This is a genomic window from Pseudomonas batumici, from assembly GCF_036585405.1.
GTDB classification, from domain to species: domain Bacteria; phylum Pseudomonadota; class Gammaproteobacteria; order Pseudomonadales; family Pseudomonadaceae; genus Aquipseudomonas; species Aquipseudomonas batumici.
The window spans coordinates 3858527-3874298 of record NZ_CP144470.1 but is presented as its reverse complement, the minus strand read 5'-3'; the positions used below and the strand labels follow the sequence as shown (position 1 = coordinate 3874298).

Annotated in this window: 12 protein-coding genes; 8 read left to right on the top strand and 4 right to left on the bottom strand. The window is 60.5% G+C overall.

Annotated features, from left to right (window positions below; translation table 11 throughout):
* Nucleotides 1-4 precede the first annotated feature (4 nt).
* Entirely contained in the window at nucleotides 5-2752 is a 2748-nt protein-coding gene (locus NUH87_RS17490) for an RHS repeat-associated core domain-containing protein (RefSeq protein WP_338522030.1), read from the top strand.
* Between the two features lie 18 nt (nucleotides 2753-2770).
* Nucleotides 2771-3217 (top strand): hypothetical protein, encoded by a 447-nt coding sequence (locus tag NUH87_RS17485; RefSeq protein ID WP_338522029.1) that lies wholly within the window; start codon nucleotides 2771-2773, stop codon nucleotides 3215-3217.
* 61 nt (nucleotides 3218-3278) lie between these two features.
* Here the strand turns inward: NUH87_RS17485 and NUH87_RS17480 are convergent, their stop codons facing one another.
* Complete coding sequence (locus NUH87_RS17480) at nucleotides 3279-6146, bottom strand: putative bifunctional diguanylate cyclase/phosphodiesterase (protein WP_338522028.1); 2868 nt, start codon at nucleotides 6144-6146, stop codon at nucleotides 3279-3281.
* A 262-nt stretch (nucleotides 6147-6408) separates the two neighbouring features.
* Between NUH87_RS17480 and uvrD the strand changes: the two genes are divergently transcribed.
* From uvrD to NUH87_RS17460, 4 genes are all read left to right on the top strand, one after another.
* A complete protein-coding gene (uvrD, locus tag NUH87_RS17475) occupies nucleotides 6409-8592 on the top strand; it encodes a DNA helicase II (protein WP_338522027.1) in 2184 nt (727 codons plus the stop codon).
* A gap of 100 nt (nucleotides 8593-8692) precedes the next feature.
* Entirely contained in the window at nucleotides 8693-9133 is a 441-nt protein-coding gene (locus NUH87_RS17470; protein WP_040071812.1) for an EamA family transporter, read from the top strand.
* A 191-nt stretch (nucleotides 9134-9324) separates the two neighbouring features.
* The gene (locus tag NUH87_RS17465; RefSeq protein ID WP_338522026.1) at nucleotides 9325-10203 is read left to right on the top strand and encodes a Tim44 domain-containing protein; all 879 of its coding nucleotides are present in this window, start codon (nucleotides 9325-9327) and stop codon (nucleotides 10201-10203) included.
* A gap of 136 nt (nucleotides 10204-10339) precedes the next feature.
* Nucleotides 10340-10747, top strand: a complete 408-nt coding sequence (locus NUH87_RS17460) for an SMI1/KNR4 family protein (RefSeq protein ID WP_040071814.1) — start codon at nucleotides 10340-10342, stop codon at nucleotides 10745-10747.
* Nucleotides 10748-10797: 50 nt separating this feature from the next.
* Here the strand turns inward: NUH87_RS17460 and NUH87_RS17455 are convergent, their stop codons facing one another.
* A complete protein-coding gene (locus tag NUH87_RS17455) occupies nucleotides 10798-12561 on the bottom strand; it encodes a cation:proton antiporter (protein WP_338522025.1) in 1764 nt (587 codons plus the stop codon).
* Between the two features lie 278 nt (nucleotides 12562-12839).
* On the opposite strand from NUH87_RS17455, the gene NUH87_RS17450 reads away from it, so the two are divergent.
* Nucleotides 12840-13325, top strand: a complete 486-nt coding sequence (locus tag NUH87_RS17450) for an acyl-CoA thioesterase (RefSeq protein ID WP_040071816.1) — start codon at nucleotides 12840-12842, stop codon at nucleotides 13323-13325.
* Nucleotides 13326-13361: 36 nt separating this feature from the next.
* Here NUH87_RS17450 and pdxY read toward each other — a convergent pair whose 3' ends face one another.
* Complete coding sequence (pdxY, locus tag NUH87_RS17445) at nucleotides 13362-14234, bottom strand: pyridoxal kinase PdxY (RefSeq protein ID WP_338522024.1); 873 nt, start codon at nucleotides 14232-14234, stop codon at nucleotides 13362-13364.
* 114 nt (nucleotides 14235-14348) lie between these two features.
* On the opposite strand from pdxY, the gene NUH87_RS17440 reads away from it, so the two are divergent.
* The gene (locus NUH87_RS17440; RefSeq protein ID WP_338522022.1) at nucleotides 14349-14753 is read left to right on the top strand and encodes a DUF3301 domain-containing protein; all 405 of its coding nucleotides are present in this window, start codon (nucleotides 14349-14351) and stop codon (nucleotides 14751-14753) included.
* 26 nt (nucleotides 14754-14779) lie between these two features.
* On the opposite strand, the gene NUH87_RS17435 is transcribed toward NUH87_RS17440, so the two are convergent.
* Complete coding sequence (locus tag NUH87_RS17435; RefSeq protein WP_338522020.1) at nucleotides 14780-15760, bottom strand: CobW-like GTP-binding protein; 981 nt, start codon at nucleotides 15758-15760, stop codon at nucleotides 14780-14782.
* Nucleotides 15761-15772 lie beyond the last annotated feature (12 nt).

The following is a 15772-nucleotide window of genomic DNA, read 5'->3' as shown; positions in this document are numbered from 1 at the left end:
GATCATGAATCCACCATTATTCCGGACCTGGCTCCTGGCTTTCTATTTGTCAGGTCATCTCTCCACAACATGGGCACAGACCGAAGAGCGCAGTTGGTCTTACACCTACAACGCATTAGGCCTGATTGAAACCGCTGACGGCCCACGTACCGACGTCGAGGACATCACCCGCTACGAGTACGACGACCAAGGTCACCTTGTTCGAGTGATCAATGCCCTCGGACATTCCACCACCCTCTCTCACTTCGACAGTTTGGGCAAACCGCAAACGGTCACCGACCCTAACGGCGTGATCACTACGCTAAGCTACTCTGCGCAAGGATGGCTGGCCTCGGCGAGCACGGCCGGTAACACCACCAGCTTTGAATACAACGCCGTTGGCGACATCACCCGTCTAACCCATGGAGATGGCAGCTGGCTGGCCTACACATGGGACGACGCCAGACGCCTGACTCGTATCACCAACAATATGGATGAGCATATTGAATTCGATCTCGACCCGATGGGTAATCGCACGGCGCAGCGACTGAAAGACAGCACAGGAAAACTGACCAGGCAGCATCAATGGGTATATGACGAACTAGGTCGCCTTTTACGGTCGGTGGGCGCCGCTGGCCAAACGAACAGCATGCGGTACGATCTGAATGATAATCCTGCCCTCCACACAAACCCTCGTAATAACAGCAATAACCGAGCTTACGACCCTCTCGATCGGCTAGCTCAGAGCACCAACGCGCTGAATGGAATAACCAAATACGAATACGATGCTCAAGACAATCTTACCCAGGTCAAAGACCCAAGAGAGGTGACAACTCGCTACCAATACGACGCGTTAGGCAATCTGACAGCACTTATCAGCCCTGACAGCGGCACCAGCACCTACGTCTATGACACCGCCGGTAACGTCATAAAAAAGACGGACGCCAAGGGAATAGTGTCGGACTACGAGTATGACGCACTGAATCGCCTGATCGCTCGCCGCTATCCCAGCCAGCCCGAGCTCGACACTCAATACCGCTACGATATGACTGAAGACGGGAACAACGGGATTGGTCGCTTGACGGCTGCGAACAATGCAGACAGCGAACTATTGTTCAGCTACGACGAGCGAGGCAAGCTGACAGAGCTACGCCAGACACTGATGGTAAACGGAGTCGCTCAGCAAGAAACCCTCTACTATCGATACAACGATATGGGGCAACTGGCTCAGGTTAACTATCCAGCCCCTCTTAGCTTGCACTATCAGCGAGACGTCATCGGACGAGTCAATAATGTACAGATCCAACAAGTCAACACGCCTCCTGACGACTTTGCCAGCCATATTAGTTATCTACCCTTCGGCCCGCTGACAAGCGTGAACTGGAAAAATGGAACACTCCTTAATCGTGATTACGATCAAGACTATCGACTGGTGAAACAAACCGTATCGAACTGGGAAAGCACCTATCACTACGACGCTAATGGCAACATTACCCGCCTCCAAAGCGATATCTTTGGTGACTTGAATTATCAATATGACGCCTTGGACCGTTTGACCGAAGAAAAAGTCGACAACCATCAAAATAAATACGTCTATGACGCTGGGGACAATAGAATCGAGAAAGCTCACATCTCGCCAGCCAACGGACAAACTCAAGATAGCTCGGTCACTGAATATCAGTATGAAACCGCTAGCAACCGACTGACACATATCGCGGATCAGCCAGTCACGACAGACATCGTGGGTAACTTGACCGAAGATCGCGCAGACCGCCAAATGTTTTATGACGCACAAAATCGGCTAAGTCGCGTGAAAAACGGTGAGCTTGACCTCGCTGAATTCCGCTATAACGCCCTGGGTCAGCGAACACAAAAAATCACACCTCAAGGCGTTACCACTTTTCTCTATAGCCCAACAGGACAATTGCTAGGTGAAACGCAATTCGACAGCCAGGGTAAAAAAGCAAAAACCCAATTCTATATCTGGCTCGATAGTCTGCCGCTAGGTGGCGTAACAATGGATTACGACGCCCAAGGCGCCGTCATCGAAAGCACGCCGTTCTACCTGCACAGCGACCATCTTAATACACCGCGCCTCGCGACCAACACGAGCCAACAAAGGGTGTGGCAATGGAAGTCGGATGCTTTCGGAATAGGAGAAGCCAACGGTGCTCTCAGCTTGAATCTTCGCTTCCCCGGACAATATTTCGATACTGAAACACGCCTGCACTATAACTATTTCCGTGATTACGACCCGAAATCCGGACGGTATATGCAGAGTGACCCGATCGGTTTATGGGGAGGGATAAACACCTACAACTACGCCAACAGTAACCCGCTACACACGTATGACAAATATGGACTAGAAACCACAGTCATACATGTCGAAGGTAAAATTCCGCACTCTGCCCTTCATGTCTCCAACGCTAACGGAGGCCAGTTTCTATACGACCCAGCCGGAAGTTATGTACCTCCAAGCCAACTCCCTCGTGGATCTGGAGATTTCTTTGAAGGCCCTGACGCAAATTTGGACAGTTATAGAAATTACTGGGGAGAGGCCGGCAATAAAGTTAACATCTACCCATTAGGTACAACAGAAGAACAAGATAATATCATTATCGAACGTGCGATTGAGCAAGGTGGAGGAATGAATTTTTTCTGTGCAGCATCAGTCTCAGCGGTTTTGAACGGTGTATGCGGAGTCAATTTCTCATTCTGGCCAAATACGCTGGGCGAAAATGCCAGCAAATCCAATTGCAAAGCCTCCAACTGAAATCCTAAAGGCTCGATCATGACAAATAAACTCTGCTACTGGACATTTTGTGCATTATTATCCCTAACCTTGGTGCTGTTCCATTTATCAATCAAAGACACTCTAAAAAAAACCATACACTACCATTGGGGCCAGGAAATTTACGCGATCACTTTTCCACTGATGATTTTGTTTTTTTTAATATTTCGACAAAAATCCATATCTGAATCAAGCCCAATCCGAGCATTATTGTCCGGAATAGCTATCGGATATTTTTGCGGTGTGTTGAGTGGCTTCATAGAATACATAGCGACAACACCTTATGCTGTTGAAAGAATGGCCAACACTCTATCTAAGTTTGGTCTATTCCCCCCTATATTTTTAGCCTCTTTCTTGATCCCTCCCCTCTTTACCGGAGGCTGGCTAACAGGTGGCATTATGTTTTTCATAGCACATAAATACCTCACCCTATCCACCAAAAAATAAAACTCACCCCATTCACTAAGCGCTCATCAGACGCCCTCAACGGAGCTGGCCATTTAGAAATCTAGGGAAAACCTTCGCGCAGGCGCCGCATCAATTCCTGCGCCGCCACCGGCCGGCTGATCAGGTAGCCCTGCACCTCATCGCAGCCCTGCGCCTTGAGGAAGTCCAGTTGTTCCTGGTTTTCCACCCCCTCGGCCACCACCTTCAGTTCCAAGCTGTGGGCCATGGCGATGATCGCCCGGGTGATCGCCGCGTCTTCGCTGCCCTCGCCCAGGCCGCGGATAAAACTCTGGTCGATCTTCACGTAGTCCACCGGGAAGCGCTTGAGGTAACTCAGGGACGAATAGCCGGTACCGAAGTCATCGATGGCCAGCTTCACCCCCAAGTCGCGCAGTTGCTGGAAGGTGGCGATGATGTGCTCGACACTGTCGAGCAACTGGCTTTCCGTCAGTTCGAGCTCCAGCAACTCCGGAGCCAGGCCGGTTTCCTCCAACACCTGGCGCACCAGGCTGACCAGCTTGCCCTGACGCAGCTGATGCACCGACAGGTTCACCGACACCCGGATCGCCGCCAGCCCCTCGCGCTGCCACTCGCACGCCTGCCAGCAGGCCTGGCGCAACACGAACTCACCGATCGGTCCGATCAGCCCGGTTTCCTCGGCCAGGCCGATGAAGTCGCCCGGCGGCACCTGGCCCAGGACCGGATGCTCCCAGCGCACCAGCGCCTCGGCGGCGTTCATCCGCCCGCTGGCCAGGCACAGCTTGGGCTGGTAGAAGACACTCAGTTGCTGCTCTTCGATGGCCTTGCGCAGCTGGTTCTCAAGCTGCAAGCGCTCCAGGGTGCTGGCTTGCAGGCTCTCGGTGTAGAACTGGAAGTTGTTCCCGCCCAAGTGCTTGGCATGCTGCATGGCGATGTTCGACTGGCTGAGCAGCAGCGGTATTTCCCGCGCATTGTCCGGCAACAGGCTGATGCCCATGGACGCGCTGACCACCAGTTCGTGCTCCTCGATGGTCACCGGCACCCGCAGCTTGCCGAGCAGGCGGGTCGCCACCCGGGCCAGGCTCGAGAGATTGCCGTAGGCATCGAACAACACGGCGAACTCGTCCCCGGACAGGCGGGCGATGGTGTTGGCTTCCGGCAGGGCGTTGACCAGGCGCCGGGCCATCTGCTGCAACAACTGGTCGGCCACTTCATGGCCGAGGCTGTCGTTGAGCAGTTTGAAACGGTCCAGGTTGATGTGCAGCAACGCCAGGCTGCGGCCCCCCTGGCGAACGCGCTGATGGACCTCGTACAGGCGCTCGCGGAACAACGAACGGTTCGCCAACCCGGTCAGTTCGTCGTAGTGGGTCAGGTAGCGCATGCGCTCCTCGGATTCGCGCCTGGCCGACAGATCGGCGAAGAAGCCCACGATATGACTGACATTTCCCCGCGTATCGCGCACTACATTCAGTTGCAGCCATTGCGGGTACAGTTCGCCGTTCTTGCGCGCCTCGACCAGTTCACCCTGCCAACTGCCGTGCTGCTCCAGGGCCTGGTGGATGATCGAATAGTGGCGCCGGGCATCGCGACTGCACGGCAGGTCGACCACATTGCGCCCGAGCATGTCCTCGGGCAGGTAACCGGTCACCCGGCTGAAGGCCTGGTTGATCGCCAGCAGGACGTAATGCGGGTCGAAAATCACGATGCCTTCGCTGGCCGCCTCGAACACCGTGGCGGCCAGTTGGCGCTGGGCCTCCTGCTCCTTGTGCGCGCTGATATCGCGACGGGTGCCGACCATGCGCGACACACGACCGCTGGCGGTGCGTTCGACCGCCCTGCCCCGGTCCTCGATCCAGACCCAGTGACCATCGCCATGCCGCACCCGGTACTCGATCACGTAATCCTCGGTACGGCCCTTCAGATGCTCCACCAGCGCACGCTTGAGCGCCGGCACATCTTCGGGATGCAGGCGCGGCTTGAGGTGGCCGAGCACGGCGGTCACGTATTCCGGGTCCAGGCCGAACAGCTCCTTGAGCTGGGTGTGATGCACTTCGTCGGTCTGCAGGTTCCAGTCCCACAGCCCCAGCTCACTGGCTTGCAATGCCAGGGCCAGGCGCGTTTCGCTTTTGCTCAGGGCCTGGTTCGCCGCGTCCAGTTCCAGGCTACGCTGGGCGACCCGGCTTTCCAGGCCGACCTGGGCCTCGCGCAGTTCCTGTTCGGCCCGGCGACGCTGCTCGATTTCCCGCGCCAGCTCGTGGTTGAGCTGTTCGCTGCGGGTGTGCGCCTGTTGCAGGCTCTCGATCAGCGCCTGGTTCTGGAAGCGCCGCAACAGGCCGCGCTGGATCAGGCGATTGACCTGCAAGGCCACCACGCTCAGCGACACCAGCAGGATCAGCCCGAGCCAGCCCCAGCCTTGCTGTTGCTCGCCGCCGCCCCAGAACAAGTAGCCGATGGCCGGTAGCAGGCAGGGCAAGGTAAAGGTCAGGAACGCCGGAATGCTCACGGCATAGGCCACGCTGGCGGAGAGGGTCGCGGCGCCGATCAGGCCAAAAACCCAGGCCTGTTGGAGGAAACTGTCGGTGGGCACCAGGGCGATGCCGGCGCAGGCCAGGGTCAGGCCACTGACCGCCGAGCCCAGCAGGAACATCCGACGCCAGATCGGCTGGGCCTGCCGGCTGGGCATCGCCGAGTCGAACGCCGCCACCTGGATGACGCGCAAGGCCACCAGCGCCATCAACCACACCAGCCAGATGCTGACCAGCAGGTAGCGCTGCGGGCTCCAGAGCAACCAGGCGCAGACCAGACCGTTCAACAGCATGAATAAAGTCGGCAGCAACGAACCCTGGTACAGCAGGCGCGTGCGCTCGACCATCAGCTCTGTGGCGAATTGCTTGCGGATAACCCGCCCAGCCTCCATCGAGGGGCTCAGCGCGTCAAAGCTCTGGGTCATGGGCAGTATTCTTATAATGGTTGAGCCATAAACGTGGCTGGAGCATACACAAGCATCCGGCAGGACCAAACTGCCCTGGGTCATAAAATGTAATGAATTGGTTTGTACCCAGAACCCTTGGATAGAGCCGGAGCGAGACACGACGCCGCCTGTAGCCGATGACTGACCGGTCATCACAGGTCATCTTTTTATCGGAGGGCACACGTCGCCTTGGGCAGCATTAGGGTTTGCCCGGCCACGCCCCGCACCCTAGAATGCGTCGATGCGCGATGATCTCTCCCTTTTGCTGAATTCCCTCAACGACGCCCAACGCCAGGCCGTGGCCGCTCCCGTTGGCCGTCAGTTGGTCCTGGCCGGTGCCGGCTCGGGTAAGACCCGGGTGCTGGTGCACCGTATCGCCTGGTTGATCCAGGTCGAAAACGCCTCACCCCATTCGATCCTGTCGGTGACCTTCACCAACAAGGCCGCTGCCGAGATGCGCCATCGCATCGAGCAGTTGCTGGGCATCAGCCCGGCCGGCATGTGGGTCGGCACCTTCCACGGCCTGGCGCACCGTCTGCTGCGAGCGCACTGGCAGGAGGCCGGCCTGAGCCAGACCTTCCAGATCCTCGACAGCGACGACCAGCAACGGCTGGTCAAGCGAGTGATCCGCGACCTTGGCCTGGACGAACAGCGCTGGCCCGCCCGCCAGGCCCAGTGGTTCATCAACGGCCAGAAGGACGAGGGCCTGCGCCCGCAGCATATCCAGGCCAGCGGCGACCTGTTCCTGGCGACCATGCGCGGCATCTATGAAGCCTACGAGGCCGCCTGCGCCCGCGCCGGGGTCATCGACTTCTCCGAGCTGCTGCTGCGTGCCCTGGACCTGTGGCGCGACCATCCGGGCCTGCTGGCGCACTACCAGAAGCGCTTCCGGCACATCCTGGTGGACGAATTCCAGGACACCAACGCCGTGCAGTACGCCTGGCTGCGCCTGCTGGCCAAGGGCGGCGACAGCCTGATGGTGGTGGGCGACGACGACCAGTCGATCTACGGCTGGCGCGGCGCGAAAATCGAGAACATCCACCAGTATTCCGCCGACTTCCCGGACGCCGAGACCATCCGCCTGGAGCAGAACTACCGCTCCACGGCCGGCATCCTCAAGGCCGCCAACGCCCTGATCGCCCACAACACCGGGCGCCTGGGCAAGGAATTGTGGACCGACGGCGGCGACGGCGAGGCGATCAACCTCTACGCCGCCTTCAACGAACACGATGAAGCGCGCTACGTGGTGGAAACCATCGAAAGCGCCCTGAAAACCGGCCTGGCCCGCAGCGATATCGCCATCCTGTACCGCTCCAACGCCCAGTCCCGGGTGCTCGAAGAAGCCTTGCTGCGCGAACGTATCCCGTACCGCATCTACGGCGGCCAGCGCTTCTTCGAACGGGCTGAAATCAAGAACGCCATGGCCTACCTGCGCCTGCTGGAAGGCCGAGGCAACGATGCGGCGCTGGAGCGGGTGATCAACGTCCCGGCCCGAGGGATCGGCGAGAAAACCGTCGAGGCCATTCGCGAGCACGCCCGCCACAGCGAGCTGTCGATGTGGGAGGCCATGCGCCAGCTGGTCGCCAACAAGGGCCTGGCGGGTCGTGCCGCCGGGGCGCTGGGGGCGTTTATCGAGCTGATCGAGGACCTGGCGGCAAAAACCCGGGAAATGCCACTGCACCTGATGACCCAGGTGGTGATCGAGCAGTCCGGGTTGATTGCCTACCACGAAGCGGAAAAAGGCGAAAAAGGCCAGGCCCGGGTGGAAAACCTTGAGGAACTGGTCAGCGCCGCCCGCAACTTCGAGGCGGCCGAAGAGGACGCCGAGCTCTCGCCGCTGGCCGCCTTCCTCGGCCACGCCTCACTGGAGGCCGGCGACACCCAGGCCGACGAGCACGAAGACAGCATTCAACTGATGACCCTGCACAGCGCCAAGGGCCTGGAATTCCCCTACGTGTTCCTGGTGGGCATGGAAGAAGGCCTGTTCCCCCACAAGATGAGCCTGGAAGAACCCGGCCGCCTCGAGGAAGAACGCCGGCTGGCCTACGTAGGCATCACCCGGGCGATGCAGAACCTGGTGCTGACCTACGCCGAGACCCGACGCCTGTACGGCAGCGAGACCTACAACAAGGTGTCGCGCTTCGTCCGCGAAGTGCCGAAAGGGCTGATCCAGGAAGTGCGCCTGTCCAACAGCGTCAGCCGACCGTTCGGCGGCGCCCAGGCGCAGGTGAGCAGCAGTCTGTTCGGCGGCAGCGACATCCCGGACACCGGCTTCAGCCTCGGCCAGACCGTGCGCCACAGCATCTTTGGCGACGGCGTGATCCTCAACTTCGAAGGCGCCGGTGCCCAGGCACGGGTCCAGGTGAACTTCAGCGAAGGCAGCAAGTGGCTGATGCTCGGCTACGCCAAGCTGGAAGCGGTCTGAGTCACCCCGCCAGGCGTTGCCGCGCCTGGCGGGGCAACGTCGCCGGCGCTGCCCGGCGTCACGCCGGTTCCCCATCATTCAATCGAGGTCGCGACACACCATGGGCTCAAGCTTCTTTTCCACGTGGACATTCTGGGCCCTGCTCTCGGCGACGTTCGCCGCCCTGACGGCGATCTTCGCCAAGATCGGCATCGACAACGTCAACTCGGACTTCGCCACCCTGCTGCGCACCATCGTGGTATTGGTCAGCCTGGCCTTGATTTTGTACGCAACGGGCCAATATCAGTCATTGAGTTCGATTTCCGCCAAGAGCTATCTGTTCCTGCTGTTGTCGGGCCTGGCCACCGGTGCGTCGTGGTTGTGCTACTTCCGCGCACTGAAGGTCGGCCCCGCCTCGCTGGTGGCCCCGGTGGACAAGCTCAGCGTGGTGTTCGTCGCCATCATCGGCGTGCTGTTGCTGGGCGAGAAGCTCGACCTGCGCCAATGGGGCGGTATCGGCCTGATTACCGCCGGCGTGGTCATGCTGGCCCTCCGACGTTAATCGGGGACATTTCACACAGAGTTTATCGACTCGACTTACGAAACAAACGGCATCGGCGCATTGGCCTTTCATGAAACCTTCAGGTGGGGCATGGGAGGATCAGGCAAAAGCCGGAAACACTCTCGCGCTAGCCAGTAACATTTCACCTGTGCAGTATGGCGCGCGTGCACTCCACAAACGGGAATACCCTTATGCAACGTTTTCTCAGTATCGCCTTGGCACTCGTCATCGGTCTGACGATGAGCCTCGACGCGAACGCCAAACGCTTCGGCGGTGGCAAGAGCATGGGTTCGGCACCCAGCCATCAAACCAGCCAGATGGCGCCTTCCTCCGGTGCGGCCGGTGTCGGCGGTGCAGCCGCGACCGCCGGTGCGGCCGGTGCCGCGGGCGCTGCGGCCAAGGCCGGCGGGGCTTCGCGCTGGTTGGGCCCGCTGGCCGGCATCGCCGCCGGTGGCCTGCTCGCTTCCCTGTTCATGGGTGGCGGCTTCCACGGCATGCAGTTCTTCGACATCCTGATCATGGCGATCATCGCCTTCGTGATCTTCCGTTTCATTGCCGCCCGTCGACGCAAGCAGCAGGAGCACATGGCTCCGGCCGGCGCGCCGTACCAGCGTGAAGCGTTCGAGCAACCGGCGCAGCCGCAGAACGCGATCTTCGGTGGTTCCGCCCCCGTCGCCCCGCGCCGCGAGATCAACGCACCGGCCTGGTTCAACGAGGAGCGTTTCCTGGAGGCGGCCCGCAGCCACTTCATGGCCCTGCAACAGCACTGGGACGCCAACGAGATGGACAAGATCGCCGAGTTCGTGACCCCGCAGATGCTGCAATTCCTGAGACAGGAACGCGCGAGCGAGGGCGACGGCTTCCAGTCCACCTACATCGACAACCTGCACGTGCAACTGGACGGCCTGGACGATCGCGCCGACAAGACCATCGCCACCCTGACCTTCAGCGGCGTGGCGAAGAACTCGCGTTTCGACCAGGGCGAAGCCTTCAGCGAAAGCTGGAACATGGAGCGTCCACAAGGCGAGAACCAGCCTTGGCTGGTGGCCGGTATTCGCCAGAACGGCTGATCCACGGCGCCCGCTGAAAAAAGCTACAAAAACCCCGGACCTGTCCGGGGTTTTGCATTTCACAATTGTACTTTTTGCAAGCTACTGTATAAGACCCGGGATACGAACCGCGCCATGAAGCAAGAGGATTGAGGCCGTGGAAGAAGTCATTGAACAATTGCGTGAAGCCAACGAACCCGTACCGGTGCCCCTGGAGTTGCCCGACGAGGATCAGTTGGTAGAAATCGAAGAGGAGCTGTTCATCAACATCCCCTTCGTTTTCAAGGAATTCCTGCTGACCGTCAGTGACGTGGTCTATGGCAGCCTGGAACCGGTGACCGTCACCGATCCGCAGTCGCACACCTACCTGCCCGAGGTAGCGGCCAACGCCTGGGACTCCGGGGTGCCGCGGGACCTGATCCCGATCTGCCAGGACGGTAACGACTACTACTGCGTCGAGGAAGACGGCACCGTGGTGCTGTGGTCCGGCGAGGAAGAGCTGATCACCGAAGAGTCCTGGGAATCGGTGTGGCACTGGGCGCGGGATGTCTGGCTGGAAAGCTGATCCGCTCACGACCGCCATCGCCCCCCTGTAGGAGCATCGGCGCCTGGGCCTCAGTGCCCCGCCGAATCGCTCTTGTGCTCCAGCGTCTCCAGCAAGGCGACCTGCATCCGCGTATGCACGCGGACAAACCAGCGCCACAGCACGGCCGCCACCGCCGCCGCGACCACCGCGATCAACACCAGCAGCTCGCTGGTCGGCAAGATGCTCGCCGACAGCGCCGACAGCAGCAGGAAAATCACCAGCAGCGACACGATTGGAATGACCTCGGCGATCACCCTTCTGACTCGCTGGGTGTGCCGCCCCGCCACCTCGGCCTTGACCCCCATCTCCGCCAACAGCATCGACAAGGCCTTGAGCTTGCGGTACGCCGCGATCAGGAATGGCAATGACACCAGCAACGCCCCGCCCCAGATCAGGGCCTTATGCCAGCCCGGCTCATTGACCCAACTGCCCAGATAGTCGGCAATCGGCGCCGCGAAGAAAGCACCGCCCAGGAAAATCGCCACCACCAGCGCCAGGTTGACCCCCACCTGCAACAGAATCCGCCGGATCATCGACGCCAGCAACGCACCCTCGCCCCGGGGCTGGATACTGCGCAGCCACTCGCCGTAGAGGCCGAACACCCGCGCCAGACGCCGGGGCATAACCGCCGCCAGCTTGAGCGACAGCGGATCCGCCGCGCGGATCAGATAGGGTGTGAGCAGCGTGGTCATCACCGAGACCGCCACCGCGACCGGATACAGGAAGTCACTGGTGACCTTTAAGGTCATCCCCAGCGCCGCGATAATGAAAGAGAACTCGCCGATCTGCGACAGCCCCATTCCCACCCGCAACGAAGTACGCCCATCGTTGCCGGCAATAAACGCCCCCAACCCGCAGGACATCATCTTGCCCAGCACCACCGCCACGGTGATCACGGCAATCGGCCAGGCATAATCCAGCAGGATCGCCGGGTCGATCATCAAGCCAATGGCGACGAAGAAAATCGCGCTGAACAGATCGCGAACAGGCTCGATCAAGCGCTCGATTTTCAGTAATTGCCGGGACTCAGCCATGATCGCGCCAATCAGGAAAGCGCCCAGCACCGTGCTGTATTCCAGCTTGACCACCAGCAGGCAGAAGCCGAAGCACAGACCCAGCACGGTGATCAGCAGCATTTCGTTGCTCTCGAAGCGAGCGACGTAGGCCAACAGCCGTGGCACCAGCAGGATGCCGACCACCAGGGCGACGATCATGAACAGCGACAGCTTGCCCACGGTGGAGAACACCTCGCCCGAGCTCACGCTACCGCTGAGCGCGATGCTCGATAGCAAGGCGATGATGCCGATACCGAGGATGTCCTCGACGATCAGCACCCCGAAAATCAGCTGGGCGAAGCGCTGGTTCTTCATCTTCAGGTCGTTGAGCGCCTTGACGATGATGGTGGTCGAGGAAATGGCCAGGATCGCGCCGAGGAACAGCGAGTCCATGGTGTTCCAGTCAAACCAGCGGCCGATTTCGTAGCCGATCCAGATCATCAGCACGATTTCCAGGAACGCCGCGATAAACGCCGTGGCACCGACCTTGAACAGCTTGCCCAGGCTGAACTCCAAGCCCAGGCAGAACATCAGGAAAATCACCCCCAGCTCGGCCAGGGTCTTGATGGTGTCTTCGTCGTGGATCAGGCCGAAGGGCGGCGTGTGGGGCCCGATGATGAAGCCGGCGACGATGTAGCCGAGCACCACCGGTTGCTTGAAGCGATGGAAGAGAATGGTCACCACGCAGGCCACCAGCATGATCACGGCCAGGTCCTGGATAAAACTGATGGCATGCATGACGTGGCGCTCCTTGCTGTTCGGAAAGCGGCCCTGCAACAGCTTTTTGAGCTGTCGGTAATCACCGTTCCTGGTGTGAGAGTCTTCTATGGCATGGCTTTCTGAAGGTTAACACCGCGACTTCCGACAAAAAGCCGGTGCAATATGTAGAAACAGATCCCTTGAAGCGTGACGATGGCCCGATCGCCGGCGTCCCGTTATCGAGTGTCTGTGAAAATGAAGGAAGCGCCCGTAGAGGTGCTTGAGCCAATCCCTGCCTACCCTACCGTGAGCGTGCTATGGAACCCGGAAACGCCCAGCTGTCGATGACTGTTTTGATGACCCCGGACATGGCCAACTTTTCTGGCAATGTCCACGGCGGCACCCTGCTCAAGTACCTGGATGAAGTGGCCTATGCCTGTGCGGCCCGTTATGCCGGTCGTTATGTGGTGACCCTGTCGGTGGACCAGGTGATTTTCCGCGAGCCGATCCATGTCGGCGAGCTGGTGACCTTCCTGGCCTCGGTCAACTACACCGGCAACACCTCCATGGAGGTTGGCATCAAGGTGGTGACGGAGAATATTCGCGAGCGTTCGGTGCGCCACACCAATAGCTGTTTCTTCACCATGGTCGCGGTCGACGACCAGCGCAAGCCGGCCTCAGTGCCGCCGTTGCAGCCGCAGAACAGCGAAGACAAGCGTCGCTATGCGCAGGCGCAACAGCGTCGGCAGATTCGCCAGGAGCTGGAGAAGCGCTACCAGGAAATCAAGGCCGACGCGCCCTGAGGGTTTGTGTGGGAGCACCGCTCCCACACACGCTGATCAGAGGCTGATCGACTCCGCCTCGAAACGCACCCGCGGATGCGCAATGCGATCCTGGGCCCGCACCAGCTCCAGTTCGTAGCTGCCACAGGCCTGGGTTTCCAGCAGCACCTCATGCACCGCCGAGGCGGTGAACTCGAATGCCGCCACCAGGCTGTCGCCCAGCAGCACCCGCGCCAGGAACAACCCCGAGGTCAGGTCGCCCACGCCCACCGGCTGCTTCGGGAACGCCAGCAAGGGTCGGCGCAGGTGCCAACTGCCCTCGGCGGTGACCAGCAGCATCTCGAAGCTCTCGTCAGGCTTGCCCGGATAGGCCAGGTGCTTGACCAGCACCGCCTTCGGCCCCCGTGCCAGCAGGCTGCGGGCCATGGCCAGGCAATCGAACAGGGAATGCGGCGTGCGCCCGCAGAAGCTGTCGAGCTCGAGCTGGTTGGGGCAGAGAAAATCGGCCATGGTCGCCGCTTCTTCCAGCAGGAAATCACTGACCTCGGCCGGCACGCTGCAACCTTTCTCCGGATGCCCCATCACCGGGTCGCACAGGTACAGGACATTCGGATTGACCGCCTTGATCCGCGCCACCGCGCCGAGTATCGCCCGCCCCTGGGACGCGCTGCCGAGGTACCCGGACAGCACCGCATCGCAGTGGCCCAGTTCACCGATGGCGGCGATCCCCTCGACCAGTTCGGGAATCCGCTGCGGCGCCAGCACCTCGCCCGCCCACTGCCCGTATTGGGTATGGTTGGAGAACTGCACGGTGTTCAGCGGCCAGACATTGACCCCGAGCCGCTGCATGGGAAACACCGCGGCACTGTTGCCGGCATGACCGAAAACCACGTGGGATTGAATGGCGAGCAGATGGGGAGTGCGTTTCATTCCGTATTCCAGAAGGGCCAGTGGATTCAAGCCACTCAGTATGCGACTAAACGGAGCCTGTACGACAGGCCGGGGAGCCAGTTAAGCTGAGCTGACTTTGTTGGAGTGGCGTTCATGCTGACCCTGGGAAATATGTTCGTGCTGATGTTGCTGGCGACCGGTGCTGCCTGGCTCTGGCACAACCATGGCCTGCGCGAGCGGGCGCTGGAGCGGGTCAAGCAGCATTGCGCCAAGCTCGACATCGAGCTGCTCGATGGCAACGTCGCCCTCAAGCGCATCGGCTTTGTCCGTGACGCCCATGGCCGGCGGCGCCTGGCGCGGATCTACAATTTCGAGTTCACCGTCACCGGCGAGCAGCGTCACGCCGGGACCATTACCCAGTTCGGCCCCCACAGTGCCCATATCGAGCTGGCACCCTACCCGTTCGAGGCCAAGCCGGAGCTGCATAGCGCCGAAGTGATCGAGTTGAGTCAATGGCGCCAGGATCATGGCAAGGACCACAATAATTCGCGGCGCTGAACGGCGACGATAGAGCCTGTCGGTTCCTATAAACGACAATGCTCCATTCCGGCCTTTAGCAGCTCGATAGCCTGCTTTTCAGCGAAGATCAGCTCAACACGGGAATCCCGCCGCCATTCGCTGGGCTGCCACTGCGCCGTGGAGTTATCCACAGCGTTGGCGGAAACCCAGCCGTCCGGGCTGTGGATAACCAGTTTGGCGCGAAGCCAGTCCAGGTCGGACAGCCAGCGCTGGAGTTTTTCCGTATCGAACCGTTGGCTCGGGTGCCAGCGCCAGCCGATGCTCCAGTTGCCGTCTTGTGTCTGATCCAGGCAGATCGGTTGTGCCGGGTCGGTCCAGATGGCTGGCAAGGGTGCATTGACCGGCGCGCCGACAGGGGGCGTGATATCAACGTAGGTGTGAACCTGCTCGGGATGGCCGCTATCCAGGGCGAGCAGCTCGGCCAACCCCAACACCCCCTGCTCCGTCCAGTGCACCGGCCCTGCGGGTAGCCGCGCCAGCACCCGTTGCCGTTCAACCGGGTCCAACCCTTCAGACTTGTTCAACACCCGTAGCCCCGCCAATCCCAGCGCCTCCTGTTGCGAGTCCGGCAACGGCTTGCCCGCCGCCAGCGCCCGCGCGTCCAGCACCAGCACGCACGGCTGCAAGGCCAGCACGCCCAACCAGGGCGCCTCGGCCAGTTGCTTGAGAATCTGCACCGGATGCCCCAACCCGGAGGGCTCGATAAACAGCCGGTCCGGCCGCGCTTTGCGCAACAGCCGCGTCAGTCCCACCTGGAACGGCGCACCGTTGACGCAGCAGACACAACCGCCTGCCACTTCGCCCAGTGCGATACCCTGCTCGTCCCGGGTCAGCAGCGCGGCATCCAGGCCGATCTGGCCGAATTCGTTGATCAGCACCGCCCAGCGCTCGCCTTGCGGCTTTTGCGCCAGCAAGTGCCGAATCAGACTGGTCTTGCCCGCGCCCAGGGGGCCGGCGATGACATGGGTGGGAATGTTCTGCAACATAGAGGGCCGTGG

Excerpts from the sequence above, each read along its gene's own strand:
- uvrD (WP_338522027.1), top strand. The coding sequence starts at position 6,409 with ATGCGCGATGATCTCTCCCTTTTGCTGAATTCCCTCAACGACGCCCAA.
- NUH87_RS17485 (WP_338522029.1), top strand. The coding sequence starts at position 2,771 with ATGACAAATAAACTCTGCTACTGGACATTTTGTGCATTATTATCCCTA.
- NUH87_RS17470 (WP_040071812.1), top strand. The coding sequence starts at position 8,693 with ATGGGCTCAAGCTTCTTTTCCACGTGGACATTCTGGGCCCTGCTCTCG.
- NUH87_RS17455 (WP_338522025.1), bottom strand. The coding sequence starts at position 12,561 with ATGCATGCCATCAGTTTTATCCAGGACCTGGCCGTGATCATGCTGGTG.
- NUH87_RS17440 (WP_338522022.1), top strand. The coding sequence starts at position 14,349 with ATGCTGACCCTGGGAAATATGTTCGTGCTGATGTTGCTGGCGACCGGT.
- pdxY (WP_338522024.1), bottom strand. The coding sequence starts at position 14,234 with ATGAAACGCACTCCCCATCTGCTCGCCATTCAATCCCACGTGGTTTTC.
- NUH87_RS17450 (WP_040071816.1), top strand. The coding sequence starts at position 12,840 with ATGGAACCCGGAAACGCCCAGCTGTCGATGACTGTTTTGATGACCCCG.
- NUH87_RS17480 (WP_338522028.1), bottom strand. The coding sequence starts at position 6,146 with ATGACCCAGAGCTTTGACGCGCTGAGCCCCTCGATGGAGGCTGGGCGG.
- NUH87_RS17490 (WP_338522030.1), top strand. The coding sequence starts at position 5 with ATGAATCCACCATTATTCCGGACCTGGCTCCTGGCTTTCTATTTGTCA.
- NUH87_RS17465 (WP_338522026.1), top strand. The coding sequence starts at position 9,325 with ATGCAACGTTTTCTCAGTATCGCCTTGGCACTCGTCATCGGTCTGACG.
- NUH87_RS17435 (WP_338522020.1), bottom strand. The coding sequence starts at position 15,760 with ATGTTGCAGAACATTCCCACCCATGTCATCGCCGGCCCCCTGGGCGCG.